This window comes from Streptomyces sp. NPDC048248 (assembly GCF_043201875.1).
Lineage (GTDB): Bacteria > Actinomycetota > Actinomycetes > Streptomycetales > Streptomycetaceae > Streptomyces.
In genome coordinates this window covers 156052-172325 of record NZ_JBICZL010000010.1, presented here as the reverse complement: position 1 = coordinate 172325, position 16274 = coordinate 156052, and the positions used below count along the sequence as shown (strand labels likewise).

The following is a 16274-nucleotide window of genomic DNA, read 5'->3' as shown; positions in this document are numbered from 1 at the left end:
CTGTCTCATGTTCGTTCGGTCCCCGTCGGACCGGCCGGCGACGCCACCGCCCGGCCCGACCACTCGGGCCGGGCGGTGAGGATGTGCACGGCCGCTCGGTGTCAGGAACTCCTGGATCCGGCTCCCGCGGCCAGGGTCGGGTGGTGCCGGGCAACGATGTCGGGGAAGGAGCGGATCAGCCCCTTCATGACGTTGTCGCCGTAGAGGGCGAACAACGGGTTGCCGACGACGTCGATGACTCCGTCGGCGCCCTCCACGTACGGGCTGGGCAGTGGCTGCATCGTGGCGTCCAGCCGAGGGTTGTAGAAGAAGGGGATGGAGTAGCGGTTGACGCCCGGGGCGGGCCGGACCACCCGGTGGAGGGTGGCACGCACGTAGCCCCTCGTCGCCACCTCCAGCAGCTCTCCCAGGTTGACCACGAACGCCCCCGGGATCACCGGCACATCGACGAACCGGTCGTCCTCGACGGCGACCTGGAGGCCGCCGTTGTCGTCCTGGACGAGCAGGGTGAGCAGCCCGAGGTCGTTGTGGAGGCCGGTGCCCTGGTCGGAGCCGGCGTTCTCGTCCGCCTGCGCGGGGCCGGGGTAGTGCAGGAGCTTGAGGTGGATCTGCGGATCCGGATCGACCACATCGTCCAGGAACCCGGCGGGGGCGTCGAGCGACTCGAGCATCAGCCGCAGCAGTCGATGTGACAGATCGGTCAGCCGGGTGATCCAGGACTCGATGGCCTGGCGCAGTTCGGGCATCGCCTCGGGCCACTCGTTCGGGCCGATCAGGCACCGGTAGGCGGGATCGCCGGGCGCGGGCGGCGTCGCGGGCTGCTCCGGCCCGATGTCCAGCTGCCGGCGCTGGTCGGGCACGCCCCGGGTGTGTTCGCGGCCGAGTTCGGAGTAGCCGCGGAACAGCGGCGAGTCGAGGATGTTCAGCGCGAGCCGATCGGCCTCGGGCAGGGCGAAGAACCGGCGGGTGAGCTCCAGCATGTCGTCGGCGTCCTCGATGCCGTGCCCGACGAGCTGGAAGAAGCCGATCTCGTGCACGGCCTTGCGCAACCGGGACAGGAACGCTGCCCTGGCTTCCTTTGAACCGGCGGCGTCACGGAGGTCGAGCACGGGAAAGGTGTCGGTCATGGCAGCTCCTTCGCATCGCTGGTCTGGTAGGTCGTCGGGTCGCTCACGCCGGCGTCCCGGAAGGCTTCCTGCCGCTCCCTGCAGGCGGCGCACCGTCCGCACTGCAGCGCGTCGCCACGAAAGCAGCTCCAGGTCTCGGTCCAGGGAACGCCGAGTTCCTCACCGAGCGAGACCACGTCGCTCTTGCGCAGCCTGACCAGCGGCGCCGTCAGGGTCAGGTCGGGGTGGGCGTATCCGCGGGTCGCGATCCGCTCCATGGCGAGGAAGGAGTCGATGAACGCGGCATTGCTGTCGGGCGCGGCCTGCAGGTCGTCGACCACCCCGACGGCCACCGCTTCCGCTTTCTCCGCGACGGCGACCGCGAAGGCGACGGACAGCAGAAGGGCATTGCGGTTGGGTACGACGTTCGGGCTCCCGCCGGACGACCCACTCCGGTGATCCGGCACGTCGACGGTCGGGTCGGTGAGCGAGGAGCCGCTCAGGAGCTTGCCGACGGGGCTGAGATCGACGACGTCGTGCGGCACCCCGAGTGATCGAGCCGCCTTCGCGGCGAATTCGTGCTCGACGAGATGACGCTGGCCGTAGTTCACGGACAGCAGGTGGAGTGTGTGTCCTTGCGCCTGGAGGTGGTAGGCCATGGTGACCGAGTCCAGGCCGCCGGACACGATTGCGACAGTTTTCGGCATGCGTCGCCTTCCGGAAGGCGGAAATGGAGGGAGGATCCGTATTCAGGGATCAGGGCAGCGGTGTGCTGTGCACCGAAACAGCGGCGAAGGTGCGGGCGTTCGTCACGGCGCCGGCGTGGCCGGGACGAGCAGCCGGGTCGATCGGTGGCCCTTGCGGTAGGTCAGTTCGACTTGGGGCCGCGGACCGTCCAGCCTCGTGGTGACGGTTCGCTCCTCGCTCCACCCGACCAGGCGGTACTCGTGTCCGCCGAGCGCCACCAGCGGGAAGAGGTGGTCCTGGGGAGATCGAATGGCGAGGCCCGTGCCGGTGTCGACGATGCTGAAGGCGGCCTGCGGCTGCGGGCCAGTGAGCGACCCGAACACTTCCACCTCCAGCAGGTGCGCCGGCGCGTCGAACGAACACCGCGCGGCTTGCCGCTCTCGATCGGTCGTGGCCACTGCCGGACGGTTGTAGAGCACTTCCGAGCCGTTGAAGTAGTCGGCCCAGTCCGCCGGAAACAGCTTCGCGAGTTCCGGTGTGACGAGTACGTCCACGACGAGATGCACCCGATGCTCGGGACCGAGGTTCTGGATCTGGTGCTTGCGGCTGAAGTCGCCGAACCAGAACTCTCCGGGCTGCCAGCGATGGATTTCCCCGTCGAGGTCCAGCGAGGCTTCCTCGTGGGTGGTGACCGGGATGTGCAGCCGGGCCATGCCCCAGTCCGGAGCGAACTTGGCATCGGAATGCCGGTATCCGACGACGCCGGGTCCAAGATCCATGAATCGGGCTGCGTAGAGAGGTCCGGGAATCGAGCGCAGGACCTCCCGCACGTACGGCATGTGGTCCAGCCACTCGGTGTCGGCGAACGCCGTACTGCCGGGGCCCCCTGCGTCGGTACGTGTCTTGTCACCACCCGGGCTGCGCACCGCGAGGCAGCGCCAGTCCTGTTCCGCCCACCTGGACACCCGCCCGTTCGAGTACGAGCTCTGCTCATCCCACAGGTGGTCGCGGGCTGTCATGAGGTCGGCCACCAGCCGGTCGGCGTCCATCACGGGGAGCAGCCGAACCGCTTCCGCAGGCGTCGAGGAATCATTCTCGTTCATCGTTGTCCTTTCATGTCGACCGGACCGGAATTGCACGGGTGTCGAAGAGAACGGCTTCCGTTCGCCGCTCTGCGACCCGGATCCGGCCGACGGCTGTCACGATCGCCGGCGCGGCGAGCAGGACGAATACGGCCCCGCAGCGGTGCGGATCGGAGCCGGATGGCTCGTCACGCCCGGAGCAGGTCGAACAGCTCGCGCCGGAGCTCGGGGTCCGTGCTGAACTCCCCGCGATATGCGGTCGATGTCATCTGCGCGGCAGCCTTGATGCCGCGCATCGACATGCAAAGGTGCTCGCCCTTCGCTATGACCGCGACGTCCGGGGTGCCGCTCAGGGTGCTGATCTCCAGCGCGATCTGGTCCACGAGACGCTCCTGGACCTGCAGCTTGTGCGCGTACTGATGGGCGACCCTGGCGAACTTCGACAGGCCGAGCAGTTGCCCCGTCGGGCGGTAGGCGATCGTCACGGAGCAGTTGAACGGCAGGAGGTGGTGCTCGCACAGCGACCAGAGCGCAATGTCCGAGACCACCACGAGCTGGCTCGTGCCGATGGACTCGAAGAGAGTGCCCAGCGAACCCGGGTCGTAGTTGATGAACTCTCGCCACCAGCGGGCGAACCGCGCAGGTGTGTCGCGCAGCCCGTCGCGATTGGGGTCCTCGCCGATCTCCACCAGCAGTTGGCGGGCGAGATCGACCAGTGGGTCCTCGGTCGTCCTCGAAGCCGACGCGTCACCATCGAGGTCCAATTTTGTCACCGACATGCGGTCACCTTTCGTCCGGGCTTCGGAGTTACTGACCTGACGGCCGGTACTCGGCCCAGGTCTTGGGAGTTTCCGATATGCGTACGCAGGTCAACTCGGGAAACTCCATCGACCATGTCTTGTAGACCCAAGCTGCCATGTTCTCAGCAGTCGGATTCCCGTCCATCACATCGTTCAGATGCCGATGATCAAGGTTTTCGTCGAGCCAGACCTTGAATGCGGACAACTCTCCGTAGTCTCGAACGAAGCCCACGGGCAATAGATCCGCATCATCGGCTCCGAGCTCCAGCTCGATCACATAGTTGTGCCCGTGCATTCGGGCACACTGGTGCTCAGGAGCAAGGCCGGCAAGCCGATGGCTGGCCGAGAATTCAAATTTCTTCGTGATTCGAAATGCCATCGATCCGAGTTCCCTCTCCTTTGCGTGTGCCGTTGCTCACACGCCGCGTTTTTCGTCCCACAACAAGGTGTGCAGTCTGGTCGTCAGGTTCCAGCCGCGCTTCACCACCGCGTCGGCCAACTCGCCCATGTGTTTTGTGACATCGTCGGCAGTACGCCCGATCGGCATGATCCATACCGAGGGCAGATCGAAGGTGGCAACCAGCTGGGCCACTTCGTCGAGATCGCGGGTGTTGCGGCAGACGAACTTGAACGTGCTTTCCGGCAGTGCCGCAAGGCTGGTGAGTGCGGCAGGGACGATCCTGCGCTGCAGGGTGTCGCCCGAGTGCGACAGCTTCGGCGAGACGTTGAACCTGACGCCGGCGGCGATGAGTTCGGGGTGGGCGGCGTGCGTGCCGTTGGTCTCGATCTCGATCTCTTTACCGCGTCCGGTCAGTGCTGCCACCAGAGGAATCAGTCGCACTTGCTGACCCAGGGGCTCACCGCCGGAGATCACGATCAGCTCGGTGTCGAATTCGAGCAATACCGCGACGACATCTTCGACCGGGCGGCGGTGCAGCTCCTTACGCGGGTCGTGGGCGACCCCGCTCTCACCTGCTCCGGTCCAGTCCCAGGTATATGGCGTATCGCACCACGAGCACGACAGGTTGCACCCACCGAGTCGCAGGAACGCGCATCTGCGTCCCAGGGACCGACCCTCGCCCTGGACGGTCGGACCGAAGATTTCGTTGACTACGAGATCCTGCTCCATGGCGCACCGTTTCCTATGAGTGGGACGGCTCGAGGGCCGCCGGCTTCTGCGCCTGCACGATGAACCAATGCCGACTCAGCCGGACGCCCTGATCGACGGTCACCGCGTCGACATATCGATCGAATGCCTCCTTGTCGGCCGCGGAATCGTAGTTCTCGACGATCGGCACTTGGTGCAGAAAAGTGTCCAGATCGCCCGCCGAGTGGTAGAACTCCTCGAAGCGGAACGCCTGGTTTCGTGTCACAACGAAGCCTGCTTCGGACAGTTCTTCAGCGATCCCCTCCGACAAGGGCCTGCCGTTCCAGCTGTCGAAGTCCTGGCCGCGACCGAACGTTTCCTTCAGTTCGCGCGCGTCCTGCTCCCCGATCCCCATGTACATCACGACCCCACCGGGGCGCAGAACCCGTTCGAATTCACGGGCGATCAGCGGGCCGCGGCGGGAGGTGACCACATCGGCGTACCCATCGGGCAGCCCCGTGTGGGCGGCATCGCACAGCTCGAACGTGACGTGCGACAGACCCGCCTCCGCTCGGTACCGCGCGGCGCATTCCAGCATCGACGGCGACAGATCCATCCCGGTCACGGCGCCGTACGCAGGAGAGATGCGCAGCAAACTACGGCCGTCGGCGCAGCCGACATCCAGCAGTCGGGCCTGCGGCGCTCCGAGTGCGGTCGCCAGTTCATCGAAGACGGTGTCCGGGCGGCCGTCGGCGAATACGTCGGTGCTCCGCGCACCGCTGAAGTAGCCGCCGAACCGCTCGGCCACCCGGGAGTAGAACTCCGCGTCCATGGTCATCGGCCGTGCACCTTCCCCTGCTGCGATTCCGTTTCCGGGACGCCGAACGCGGCGGGCGTCACCGCGTCCTGGGTCACTACGGTCATTCGGACCACTCCTTGAGGCCGTCCCCTGAAAGGGCTCCGAGGTCGGCAGGGCCCAATCTCCGGTGTCGCTCTATCGGCCCGGCATCACGGCGCATCCACGACGGGACGGGCCGGGATAAGGCGGTGATAGCGCGAGCATGCGGCCGCGATGGGCGCCTGGTTCACGCTTGGTTTCAGCAACGCCCGGACGGATTGCGAAACGGGTGCGTAGGGAGAGGAACTGAATGGCCATCAAGAAGTCGTCGGCTGTCGCTCGGGCCACCGTGCTGGTCCTGGGCGCCGCAGGAAATCAGCACGGCGTGGAGCAGGGACCGGTCGCCGTGTTGCCTGCCGGCGGAACACCCACCGACAACACGCCCTGGACGTGACGGCCCATCACGCCTCTTGGTGTCAGCCGACCGGGGTCATGGCCCTGCCCAGGATGGCAACGATGTCAGCCCGTACGGCAGCCGCCCCGCTGTGATCCAGGATGCGCTCCCGGATCCTGGCCGATCGCGAGTAGTACCGGACGGCCTGTTCCACGCGCCGCAGGTGGGCATTGACCCGGCCGAGGTCGTGCAGCACATACCCCTCCCCGACCAGGTCGCCGCTCGCCCCGACCATGGCGAGGACCTCGAGCAGGGTCCGTTCCGCCGACTCGTACCGCTGCTGGTACATCAGCATGTGGCCCAGCCGCCGCAGTGCGAGGGCTTGGCCCCGGTCGAAGCCGGCTGACCGGCAGATCCCGAGGGCCTCGTCGAGATACGAACGGGTTCGCACGAAGTCCGCTCGCCGCATCGTGATGTGTGCCATCTCGCCGAGCACATATGCCCGGCCGATGACGTCCTGCGCCCGCACGAAGTTGCGTTCGGCGCTCTCGTAGAGGGCGAGCGCCCGATCGTCTTCACCATGGTGCCGCTCGATACGCGCCAGGTCACGCAGACACAGTGCTTGGCCGCTCAGCTCCCCGAGCCGCTCGAAGATCTCCAAAGCGGTGCTGAGGTAGGGACGTGCTGCCTCATGCTCGCCCCGGAACAGGTGCAGGGTCCCCAACGAGCCGAGTACCGCCGCCCGGCCCCTTTCGTTGCCGGCCTCCTGCACCGCGGTCAGCGCTATCTGATGGGTGCGCTCCCAGAGCTCGGGATGGCCACGGGCCTCGAAGAGCGTCACCAGGGTCGTCGCCAGCTCCCAGCACAACTCGTCCAGCCCGGACCGTGCCGCCAACTCGACCGCGTTCAACAGGTTGGTCTGCTCGCTCTCCAGCCACCCGAGCGGGTCGCGGAGGCACCGCTGGACATGGTCCTCCGGCGGATGCCACCGTCCGCCCCGGCCCGCCACGAGGGTGTACGCACCGCCGTGGAGCTCTTTGTGTGCAGCCTCGGCGAGCGCCATCCAGCCACCGACCATACGCCGCACCGCTCCGGCGCGTTCGGCCTCGGGTATCTCCGCGGGCAGCCGTTCGTGCACGAACATCCGTACGATCTGGGAAAGGCCGCATCGGAACCCACCGCCCTGGTCCATGGCGGTGATGTCGAGGAGCCGCCTGTCGATGAGCGGTTCCAGAAGGTCAGCGGGGTGCGGCGTCCGGTCGCCGGTGAGGGCGGCTCCCAGCCAGCTCGGAATCTCCGTCCCCTCGGCCAGGCTGAGCAGGCACAACAGGCGACGGTCGGCAGCCGTCAGGCCGTCGTAGCTGAGCGAAAGACTTGCCCGGATCGACAGCTCGCCGTGTGCCAGCTCGTCCAACCGGCGGTGCTCGTTCTCAAGCCGGTGCCGCATGGAGGTCAGTGACCAGTGCGGGCGCGCGGCCAGGCGCGCGCCGATGATACGCAGCGCGAGGGGCAGCCCGCCCACCAAGCGTATGACGACCCGCGCCGCCTCCCGCTCGCTCTCCACGCGGTGCTCTCCGATGATCCGCCCCAGGAGCTGCATGGCCTGTTCCGGCCTCAGCGGCTCCAGATCGAACCGGCGTGTGCCCGGCAACGCCGTGAGCCGGCAGCGGCTGGTGACCAGCACACCGCTGCTGCCGGTTCCGGGCAGCAGCGGCATCACCTGCGACTCGCTCACCGCGTCGTCCAGCAACACCAGGATCCGGCGACCGGCCAGCAGACTGCGGTACATCTCCGCGCGCTCATCAAGCGCATCGGGTATGGCCTGGCCCGGTACGCCCAGCGCTCGGAGGAACCGCCCCAACGCCTGGGCGGGGGCGACCGGTTGCCCTCCCGGCCCCCGGAGGTCGCAGTAGAGCTGTCCGTCGGGGTACTCGGTGGTGAGTCGGTGCGCCACGTGCCTGGCCAGCGTGCTTTTGCCGACACCAGGCCTGCCGAGCACCAGGACCACGTTCAGTTGCCCCTTTTCCTGTCCCTCGGTGACGGCGTCGCAGACCGCTGAAACGATCGTGTCGTCGGCCACGAGGTCCCCGATGTCGGCGGGAAGTTGCCGTGGGGTCACAGCTGGATCGGGATCGGCACCACTCTCCTGCACGGCCTCGGAGAGCGGCGTCGCCACGGGAGAACGTTGTCCGGCCGGCTCGGCCGGTTCGACCGGTGCCAGGTCGGCGTCGTCGGTCAGGATTGCTTGCGCCAGGTCGCGTAGTTCCCTTCCTGGATCCAGGCCCAGTTCCTCGGTGAGCATCGCGCGGCCCTGGTGGTAGGCGTCCAACGCCTCCGCCTGCCGCCCCGAGCGGTACAACGCCACCATGAGGTGCCCGCGCAGCCGCTCACGCAGCGGATGGTCGGCGACAAGCTGCATCAGCTCGCCGATCAGGTGCTCGTGACGGCCCAGCTCCAGCAGCAGGCGCATGCAGGTCTCCACCGCTTCCAGGCGGCTCTCGTCCCACTGCGCCGCCGTACCGGCCAGGACCTCGCTGGGTACACCGGCCAGGCACCGCCCCCGCCACAGGCTCAGCGCCGAGCGGAGCGCGTCCACCGCAGGCATCTTCATACCGTCACGGGCCAGCGCATGCGCCTCCGTTACCAGTCGACGGAAGGTGCCCACGTCGGTCGCATCCGCCGGCGCCCTCAGGATGTAGCCACCCGCACGGGTCTCGATGGTGGCATCGATTCCCCCGTTCGAAAGTGCCTTGCGGAGCCGGGAGATGCAGATCTGCACCTGGGCGCGTGCGGTCTTCGGCGGATCGTGCGCCCAGATGACATCCACCAGACGGGTCGTCTCCACCACCCGGTTCAGTTCGAGCACCAACGCCCCGAGGACGATCTCTTGACGCCCCGGTGCCACGGAGACGGCACCCAGCTCGCCGCTCACCTCAAGCGGCCCGAGCACCCGGAAGGGAGCTGCCGCTACGCCGCTGCCGTCGTTACCTGACGAGACTGCCATTGCATGACCTGCTTCTGTGGGGGATCAGCCAGGCGATGTGGTCCGGCTTGCAAAGTTGGACGGAACGCATACCGACCTGGCTACTGAGCTGTAACCGTTGACTGCGTGGGCAAGCACCTCCGGAGGCTCAGCTGTCGCCGAGCGCCCCCCGGAGAGTCCATGAGTGCGCCCTGCGGCTGGAGTCGTGCCGGCTCGGCCGGAGCCGGGCCCGGCGCGTGTTCAGCCGCATACGACTTGCATTCCACGGACACCCACCCGCCGTTGCGCTGCGGGGCGGGGAGAACTCCGCCGGCGTGGTGTCGTTCATCGAGACTGCTCCGATCAGGGGGTGTACCGGGACGGGAGATGACGGGAGGAAAGGTGCGGTCTGCGCGACTGGATGAGACCGGGGACGTGATGGACCGCGTTCGCTGACCCGGAAGGTGCGCTCCATGTGCTGTTCGTGCCGGGCCCGGCAGTTGACGTGCGGTCCCACGGCCAGGTCGGCGTCCGGGTCGGAGGAGCACTGACCGTGCTCCACAACCCGCGACGCCCGAAGACGTCCAAGGAGACATGCCGGTGGCGCTCGGACTTCTCAAGCGACGGACAGGCCCAGGCGCTCCTTTACCCTGACCTGGAAAAGTGGTGGCGATATTGGCCCGGTGTGACGCCCAGGGTGCGTTTGAAACGGCGGTGCAGGGTCTCGGCGAAGCCGAAGCCGCAAGCTCGGGCGATCGAGTCGATGGTGGTATCCGTCGTCTCCAGCAGAGTCCGGGCAGCCTCGACGCGGACGGTCTCCACGTAAGCGGCCGGGGTGAGTCCGGTCTCGGTGCGGAAGACCCGGGTGAAGTTGCGCTCGCTCATACCGGCCCGTTCGGCGAGCACTCGGACGGTCAGGTCGTCAGCGAGGTGGTCGGCAACCCATGCCTGAACGTCCTGCAACGGCTTCCGCGTGGGCCGCTGCGCGGCGAGCTGAGTACTGAACTGAGCTTGACCGCCCGCGCGTTGGACGAACATCACCAGCATCCGCGCGACGGCACGGGATACCTCGGGCCCGTGGTCCTCCTCGACCATGGCGAGCGCCAGGTCCATCCCCGCCGTGATTCCGGCGGAGCTCCACACCGCCCCGTCGTGTACGAAGATCTGGTCCGGGGTGACCGTGACAGCCGGGTACTCGTGGGCCAGCCGCTCGCAGGCCGCCCAGTGCGTCACCACGCGCCGTCCGTCGAGCAGCCCGGCCCGCGCGAGCAGGAACGCGCCCGTACACACGGAAGCTACCCGCCGGGCCCGGCCGGCCGCCGCCCTGAGCCAGCCGACAAGCTCTTCATCGTCCACCGCCTCCCGTTCGCCCGGTCCACCGACAACCACCAGCGTGTCCAGCGGTCCCTGACACTGCTGGACGCCGCTGCCCGCCTCAACGTCTATGCCGTGACAGGACCGGACCGCTCCGGCCCGGGCCGCGACGATCTCCACGGCATAGCCCTCAACCTCGGGCACCCACCGCTCCGTCTGCGCGAACACCTCATGCGGTCCCGCCAGGTCCAGCACCTGAAACTGCGGAAAGACGAGGAAGACGACGCGCCGTTGTGTCACCCGTGCATCTTGGCCCGCCGTTTCATTTGGCAGCAAGGACACAAACATGACGATCTCCGCCATAAATTTGGTACGAGGTTTAACTTTCGGTGGGTCCAGTCGCAGGCGGCAGGGCGGGTGCGGCACTTGGGGGCAGGCGCTGGGGCGTGACGAGAGCGGGCGGGCGGTGGTCCGCCGTCCGGCGTCGGCCAGGAAGGCGCCGGAGGGTGCTGTCACGTTGACCGGCGAGCGAGATGATCTTCGGGTTGGTCCTGGCGGGAGGGGCTTGTCGTGGAGAGCGCCCCGCCGTCGTACACGAACCACCGCCGTCCGGTGCAGGTCATCGCCCACTGCGTGTGGCTGTACTTCCGGTTCCCGCCCGCTTTCCGTCAGGTCGAGGAGCTGATGCTCCAGCGCGGCGTGACCGTCTCCTACGGGGCCGTGCGCCGCTGGTGCTTGGGACTCGGCCTGGGACGAGAGGCTCAGTGCGCCCAGAGGGCCGCGCCGTTCGATGACGGGAAGCACCTCTCCGGAAACTGGTCTCGCCAACACGGCGGAGCTGTATCGGTGTTCGCCCTCTGAGGGCGCCGCCCGCGCCATCACGAGGCACGACAGACGTAACCAGCACGGCGGCTGACGCCACTTCACCAGACGGGCGTGCGCCGCCACGGGGACCCGAGCCTGCGGCACGCCCGTGCCGTCTGCCGTACCGGCGTGTGTCATCCGGATTGAGTTGAGCACCCTGCCTCCTGTCCGCGACCCGCCACTTCTGTGGGGTCAGAGGCGTGCGGAGGCTATTCACCCTCATGTGACCCCGTGAACAGCGCAATCGTGGAGCACCACGACACGGACCACGAGATCGACCGGCCGGAACCACGACAGCGGGAACGTGATGGCGGAAGCGACATCCCGGTTCCCTCGCACAGGCGCGCGACCACGGTGGTTCTTCTCACGGTGCAGGTCACGCCACCGAAATCCGGCGCACTCCGTCCTCGTGACTGAGGACGCTCACGTCCACACGAGGAGGCAGGGATGTCCCGACCGGCATGTGCAGTACGGAATGCGGCACGGCTGCTGGCCACCGCGACCGAGCGCGCTCATGCGGGCACCGGTCGTCTGGTCCTGCTGCGCGGCGCCACCGGCACGGGCCGCACCACGGTCCTGGAGGCCGCCGCCGAGGACGCAGGCGCCCACGGCATGCAGGTGCTGCGCGCTCGCTGCTCCGCCGGCGACTCCGCGATCCCCTTCGCCGCGATCCTTCAACTCTTCGGCCTCATACCCGAGTTCGCCGACCCGGCATGGGACGGAGATGAACGGGCGACCGGCGCCGGGCTGCGACGGGTGCTGCGGTCGTGGGCCGAGCGGTCGCCGCTGCTGATCGCCGTGGACGACGTGCACCTGGCCGACCCGGCGTCCCGCCGCTGGCTGGTGGAATCCGCCCGGCTCATGGACAGGCTGCCGATCGTCCTGCTGGTCACCGAGCGCAGCCAGTACGACATCGACCCGCCCGCACAGGGCCTCGCCCACAGCCTCTCCCCCGCCCTGGTCACCACCCACACCCTGACACCGCTGTCCGACAACTCAGCCACCGCAGCCGCCCGTTCGGCCTTCCCGGACGCCGACGACTCCTGGATCGAGGACTGCGTACGGGCCGGCGCGGGCACCCCCCTGCTGCTGCGCGCCCTGCTGGACGACCTCTCCGACGGCAGTCACCCGGTCGTGCCGGACACCTCGGCCGCGCTGTACCGGGGAGCGTTTCCGGCGGCCGTGCAGTGGTGGCTGGACTGCGCCGGGCCGGGTACCGCGGAGGTGGCGCGCACGCTGGCGATCCTGGACGAGGGCTGGGACCACGGACCCAGCGCGGCGTTCCCCGTCCTCCACATCCCCTCACTCCTCGCCGAACTCTCCGGCGCCGACCCAGCCCGGGTCGCGGGCTGGATCACCGCGATGACCGGCCTCGGACTGCTGCGCCCCGACGGCATGGGCCGCGCCCGCTACGCCCATCCGCTGCTGCGGGACGAGATGCTCACCGGCGTGTCCGCGGCCCGGCGGCGCGCCGCGCACCGGACGACCGCCGAGGCGATGCTGCACCGCGGTGTCTCCAGCGAGCTTGTCGCCCGGCAACTGCTGCTCACCGACGTGGTGGACGCGCCATGGGCGCTGTCGGTGCTGCAGGACGCCGCTGCACTTGCGTTACGTGCGGGGCACATCGAGGACGCGGTGGCGTTCCTGCGCCGCGCTCTGGACGAGCCCCTCGCCGATGAGGGCAGACAACGTCTGCTGACCGAACTGGGCTCGCTGGAGTACGCGGTGCCCGGCTCCTCGACCGCGATCCTGCGGCTCACCGAGGCGCTGCGGCTGCCGGGGCCGCCGCAGGAACGGGTGCGCGCCGCGGTCGCCCTGGGGACGGCGCTGACCGGCCGTGGCAGGACCCGCGCCGGGGTCGAGGTGCTGCGCTCGCTGTACGACGCACTCGCCGACCGACCCGACCTGGTGCGCATCCTGCGGCAGGCGTTCTTGCAACTGTCGGACAGGGACCAGCTGGTGCGGCAGGAGGCGTACAAGCGGCTGGCCGAGGTGGCCGAGCGTTCGCCGGAGTCGATCAGCACGGCCGGTCACGCGTTCCTGGTGAAATACGCGGTCACGGCAGGTATGACCTCGGCGAGGGAGGCGATGCTGCGCCTGCGCGGTCTGCTGGCGGAACCGGCCGACCCGCTGTCCGAGCCGTACCTGCTGGGGACGGCCGCCGTGGTCGCTCAGTGGGCCGACGAACTCGACGAGGCCGAAAGGCTGGTGGAGCGCGGTCTGACCGGGCAGCGCCCCGACGTCCTGCACCCCATGCACGAGGCGCTGCTCAACACCCGTGTGGACATCGTGGCGGCACGGGCCGACTACACGCGCCTCCTGGCCGGCCCGCCGCCCGCCGCCACGACCCCGACCAACGCCCATGCCCACGCGCTGACGGCACTCGTGGAGGCGGGCCGCACCGCCGAGGCCGAACGCCTGGCCGAGTCCTTCGACTTACGGACGGCGCCGGAGTCCTGGGAGCTGAACCGGTTCCTGTACGCGCGCGGGCAGCTGCGCGCCGCGAACGGTGACCTGGCGGGAGCCCTGCACGACTTCCTGGAGTGCGGGCGCCGCCAGTCGGCCCGGGAGGTTTTCAGCCCGGTCGTCACCCCGTGGCGCACGGCCGCCGCCGAGTGCCATCTGGCTCTGGGCGTCCCACGGGAGGCGCTGGCCCTTGCCGAGGAGGAGCTGCGCCTGGCCCGGGTGTGGAACACGCCCCGCACGGTGGGCCGGGCACTGCGTGTCCTCGGCACCGCGACCGGCGGGCGCCGGGGTCTGGACCTGACTCAGGAGGCGGTACGGCTGCTGCGTGGCGGCCCGGCAGGACCGGAGATCGTGGCGGCGCTGCTGGCTCTGGGCCGTCAGTTGACCGCGTCGGGCGAGTCGTCCCGCGCCCGCGACACCCTGCGGGAGGCGGCCGGGCTCGCCGAACGCCTGGGCGCGATACGGCTGCGGGACCTGGCGGAGGAGGCACTGCGGGCGGGCGGCGCGCGCCGTCCGGCGACGCGGACCGGTGCCGCCTCGCTCACCGACAGCGAGCGGCGTATCGCCGAACTGGCCGCGGGGGGACGCACCAATGCGGAGATCGCGGCCCTGCTGCATCTGGCCCGCCGTACCGTGGAGACCCATCTGACGCACAGCTACCGCAAGTTGGGCATCCAACGGCGCAGCGCCCTGAGCACGGCCCTGACCGGGGGCGACGTGCCGCGCGGATCTCTGGTCAGCGGTCGGGACGCGTAGGGCGAGTGCGGCACCAGCAGACGAAGAGCATTCCCACCCTCCTGACCGACCGCTCGACGGCGCCGGCCCACCGTCGGACGCCGATGGCGCATCAGCCCGCGATCGTCAGCTCCACGCCCGCGTGCGTGGCCCGGGCCGTGACAGCGGAGAGGTCGGGTATCACCATGTCGGCCTCGAGGTCATCGGCCTTGTGTGTCGTGGTCACGGCCACGGTGGTCATGCCTGCCGCTCGGGCCGCGCTGAGCCCGGCCGGCGCGTCCTCGAAGGCGATACAGCGGGACGGGGCGGCGCCCAGCCGGCCGGCAGCGACGAGGAACGGCTCCGGGTCGGGTTTGTGGCGCGTGATGTCGTCCACGGTGATGACGTGGGCGGCGCGCACACCCGCGGCGGCCAGCCGCGCGTCGGCGACCCTGCGCGTGCCGGAGGTGACGACGGCCCAGCGGTCCGGAGGCAACGACGCCAACAGCTCCAGGGCACCGGGGACGGGGAGAACACCCCCGGCAGCGGCATCGTCGACCTCGGCCTGTTCGAGGAGGGCCAGGGCCATGGCGACTTCCTCGGCAGGCAGGAGATCGGCCACGATGGCGGCGGCGGGCCGGCCGTGCGGTTGCACCGACATGATCTCGGCGACTGTGAGGCCGTGCGCGTCCGCCCATCGCGACCAGCACCGCAGAACAGACTTGATGGACGAAACGAGCGTCTCGTCGCTGTCGAACAGGATCGCGTCGGCGGAGAGTTTCCTTCTCTCCGAGATTACGGGGCGACGCTGCCGCGGATGGAGGGGCCTCCCCCGCCTTCCCTCTCGGCCGAAGCTACGCCGTTACGACCGGACATCGAGAGCAACCGACCTGCGGGGCGCGGCGCCTTGGTGGAGACGACCGGTCGAATACACCGTCGCGCCGCTCGGCCCGGTGTGGCACCGTCGGTGGCATGCTGGCATTCTTGACGTCCGATCAGCTCGCCGCCCGCACGTCACGCGCTCTCGACGCGGCCGTCGTCGCGGGTCGACAGCTCGGGCTGACGGTGACCGACGCGACGGTGCTCCATGACGTGTTCTCCGTTGTCGTGCACCTCGCTCCGTCGCCCGTGGTGGTCCGGGTCCCCGTCGTCCTGCCGTCGTACGCCGACCTCGACACCCAGGCGGCGCGACAGCGGGTGGAGCTCGATGTGGTGCGGTGGCTCGCCGAACAGGGCGTCCCGGTGATCCCGCCGAGTCCGCTCGTGCCGCGGGAGCCCGTACGACGCGACGGATTCTCGATGAGGTTCTGGCAGTTCGTCGAGCAGGACAAGAGCGTCGAGCCCGATTTCGTGCACAACTCCGGCCTGGTCGTCGGCCTGCACGCCGCGTTGCGCGATTACCCGGGCGATCTGCCGTTCCTGTCGGCGGCCGAACCGAGGTTCGTCACGGAGGCGCTCGCGGCCCTCGAAGCGCGTCCGGATCTCCTCACGCCGGCGGATCTCGACCGTGCGCGGCGGGAGTGGGAGGTCCTGGAACCCGTCGTCGGCTCGCGGGACGGCTTTGCGGCGGCGTTCCCGGGAGTCGACTTGCAGCCGATCCACGGGGATGCCCCGGCGGTCAACATCGTCGCTTCATCGGAGGGCCCGCTGTACGCCGACTTCGAGCTGGCCACGCTCGGACCGGTCGAATGGGACATGGCCGCCCTCGGCCCCGATTGCGAGGCCGCGTACCGGTCCGCGGCGCAGCGCCGAGGCGTGCGGCAGCTGGACGAGCGGGTGCTGCGCTTCGTCAACGCCGTGGGCATGGTCCGGATGGTGGCGTGCCTCGCGCTCGCGCCGCAGTTGCCCATGCTCGTGGAGGCGGTGAAGCCGGCCGTCGAGCAATGGCGGACGATGCCGTTCGATTGTGGCCTGACCGGCTGAGCGCTCCGCCAGGAGGAGGAGGGCGGGCGCGGCACCG

At 69.1% G+C, this 16274-nt stretch carries 14 protein-coding genes; 4 read left to right on the top strand and 10 right to left on the bottom strand.

Going from position 1 to position 16274, the window contains the following annotated elements:
* Positions 1-101: 101 nt before the first annotated feature.
* The 7 genes from ACGFZW_RS22810 to ACGFZW_RS22780 all read right to left on the bottom strand — a co-directional run bounded on the left by ACGFZW_RS22810 (position 102) and on the right by ACGFZW_RS22780 (position 5594).
* On the bottom strand, positions 102-1127 hold the full coding sequence (locus tag ACGFZW_RS22810; RefSeq protein WP_393895022.1) for an isopenicillin N synthase family dioxygenase: 1026 nt from the start codon (positions 1125-1127) through the stop codon (positions 102-104).
* Positions 1124-1813, bottom strand: a complete 690-nt coding sequence (locus tag ACGFZW_RS22805) for a 7-cyano-7-deazaguanine synthase (protein WP_393895021.1) — start codon at positions 1811-1813, stop codon at positions 1124-1126. The genes ACGFZW_RS22810 and ACGFZW_RS22805 overlap by 4 nt, the downstream gene beginning before the upstream one ends.
* 102 nt (positions 1814-1915) lie before the next feature.
* Positions 1916-2896 carry an aspartyl/asparaginyl beta-hydroxylase domain-containing protein gene (locus ACGFZW_RS22800; protein ID WP_393895020.1) on the bottom strand — a complete coding sequence of 327 codons (981 nt, stop codon included), beginning with the start codon at positions 2894-2896 and terminating at the stop codon, positions 1916-1918.
* Positions 2897-3063: 167 nt separating this feature from the next.
* On the bottom strand, positions 3064-3654 hold the full coding sequence (gene folE / locus ACGFZW_RS22795) for a GTP cyclohydrolase I (RefSeq protein WP_393895019.1): 591 nt from the start codon (positions 3652-3654) through the stop codon (positions 3064-3066).
* 28 nt (positions 3655-3682) lie between these two features.
* Positions 3683-4054 carry a 6-pyruvoyl tetrahydropterin synthase family protein gene (locus ACGFZW_RS22790; RefSeq protein ID WP_393895018.1) on the bottom strand — a complete coding sequence of 124 codons (372 nt, stop codon included), beginning with the start codon at positions 4052-4054 and terminating at the stop codon, positions 3683-3685.
* Positions 4055-4090: 36 nt separating this feature from the next.
* The gene (locus ACGFZW_RS22785) at positions 4091-4804 is read right to left on the bottom strand and encodes a 7-carboxy-7-deazaguanine synthase QueE (RefSeq protein ID WP_393895017.1); all 714 of its coding nucleotides are present in this window, start codon (positions 4802-4804) and stop codon (positions 4091-4093) included.
* 13 nt (positions 4805-4817) lie between these two features.
* Complete coding sequence (locus ACGFZW_RS22780) at positions 4818-5594, bottom strand: class I SAM-dependent methyltransferase (RefSeq protein ID WP_393895016.1); 777 nt, start codon at positions 5592-5594, stop codon at positions 4818-4820.
* A 316-nt stretch (positions 5595-5910) separates the two neighbouring features.
* On the opposite strand from ACGFZW_RS22780, the gene ACGFZW_RS22775 reads away from it, so the two are divergent.
* The gene (locus ACGFZW_RS22775; RefSeq protein ID WP_393895015.1) at positions 5911-6054 is read left to right on the top strand and encodes a hypothetical protein; all 144 of its coding nucleotides are present in this window, start codon (positions 5911-5913) and stop codon (positions 6052-6054) included.
* 22 nt (positions 6055-6076) lie between these two features.
* Here the strand turns inward: ACGFZW_RS22775 and ACGFZW_RS22770 are convergent, their stop codons facing one another.
* Together ACGFZW_RS22770 and ACGFZW_RS22765 are read right to left on the bottom strand one after the other, a co-directional pair.
* Positions 6077-8998 (bottom strand): BTAD domain-containing putative transcriptional regulator, encoded by a 2922-nt coding sequence (locus ACGFZW_RS22770; protein ID WP_393895014.1) that lies wholly within the window; start codon positions 8996-8998, stop codon positions 6077-6079.
* Positions 8999-9601: 603 nt separating this feature from the next.
* The gene (locus ACGFZW_RS22765) at positions 9602-10570 is read right to left on the bottom strand and encodes a GlxA family transcriptional regulator (RefSeq protein WP_393895013.1); all 969 of its coding nucleotides are present in this window, start codon (positions 10568-10570) and stop codon (positions 9602-9604) included.
* Between the two features lie 270 nt (positions 10571-10840).
* Between ACGFZW_RS22765 and ACGFZW_RS22760 the strand changes: the two genes are divergently transcribed.
* On the top strand, positions 10841-11131 hold the full coding sequence (locus ACGFZW_RS22760; RefSeq protein WP_393895012.1) for a hypothetical protein: 291 nt from the start codon (positions 10841-10843) through the stop codon (positions 11129-11131).
* Positions 11132-11581: 450 nt separating this feature from the next.
* Positions 11582-14356: an AAA family ATPase gene (locus ACGFZW_RS22755; RefSeq protein WP_393895011.1), complete on the top strand. Its 2775-nt coding sequence runs from the start codon at positions 11582-11584 to the stop codon at positions 14354-14356.
* Positions 14357-14447: 91 nt separating this feature from the next.
* Here the strand turns inward: ACGFZW_RS22755 and ACGFZW_RS22750 are convergent, their stop codons facing one another.
* Positions 14448-15110 carry an HAD-IA family hydrolase gene (locus ACGFZW_RS22750; RefSeq protein WP_393895276.1) on the bottom strand — a complete coding sequence of 221 codons (663 nt, stop codon included), beginning with the start codon at positions 15108-15110 and terminating at the stop codon, positions 14448-14450.
* Positions 15111-15286: 176 nt separating this feature from the next.
* On the opposite strand from ACGFZW_RS22750, the gene ACGFZW_RS22745 reads away from it, so the two are divergent.
* Positions 15287-16237: a phosphotransferase family protein gene (locus ACGFZW_RS22745; RefSeq protein WP_393895010.1), complete on the top strand. Its 951-nt coding sequence runs from the start codon at positions 15287-15289 to the stop codon at positions 16235-16237.
* Positions 16238-16274: the final 37 nt, after the last annotated feature.

Coding starts and splice junctions, on each gene's coding strand:
- ACGFZW_RS22755 (WP_393895011.1), top strand. CDS start 11,582: ATGTCCCGACCGGCATGTGCAGTACGGAATGCGGCACGGCTGCTGGCC.
- ACGFZW_RS22770 (WP_393895014.1), bottom strand. CDS start 8,998: ATGGCAGTCTCGTCAGGTAACGACGGCAGCGGCGTAGCGGCAGCTCCC.
- ACGFZW_RS22775 (WP_393895015.1), top strand. CDS start 5,911: ATGGCCATCAAGAAGTCGTCGGCTGTCGCTCGGGCCACCGTGCTGGTC.
- ACGFZW_RS22810 (WP_393895022.1), bottom strand. CDS start 1,127: ATGACCGACACCTTTCCCGTGCTCGACCTCCGTGACGCCGCCGGTTCA.
- ACGFZW_RS22785 (WP_393895017.1), bottom strand. CDS start 4,804: ATGGAGCAGGATCTCGTAGTCAACGAAATCTTCGGTCCGACCGTCCAG.
- ACGFZW_RS22780 (WP_393895016.1), bottom strand. CDS start 5,594: ATGGACGCGGAGTTCTACTCCCGGGTGGCCGAGCGGTTCGGCGGCTAC.
- ACGFZW_RS22745 (WP_393895010.1), top strand. CDS start 15,287: ATGCTGGCATTCTTGACGTCCGATCAGCTCGCCGCCCGCACGTCACGC.
- ACGFZW_RS22800 (WP_393895020.1), bottom strand. CDS start 2,896: ATGAACGAGAATGATTCCTCGACGCCTGCGGAAGCGGTTCGGCTGCTC.
- ACGFZW_RS22790 (WP_393895018.1), bottom strand. CDS start 4,054: ATGGCATTTCGAATCACGAAGAAATTTGAATTCTCGGCCAGCCATCGG.
- folE (WP_393895019.1), bottom strand. CDS start 3,654: ATGTCGGTGACAAAATTGGACCTCGATGGTGACGCGTCGGCTTCGAGG.
- ACGFZW_RS22805 (WP_393895021.1), bottom strand. CDS start 1,813: ATGCCGAAAACTGTCGCAATCGTGTCCGGCGGCCTGGACTCGGTCACC.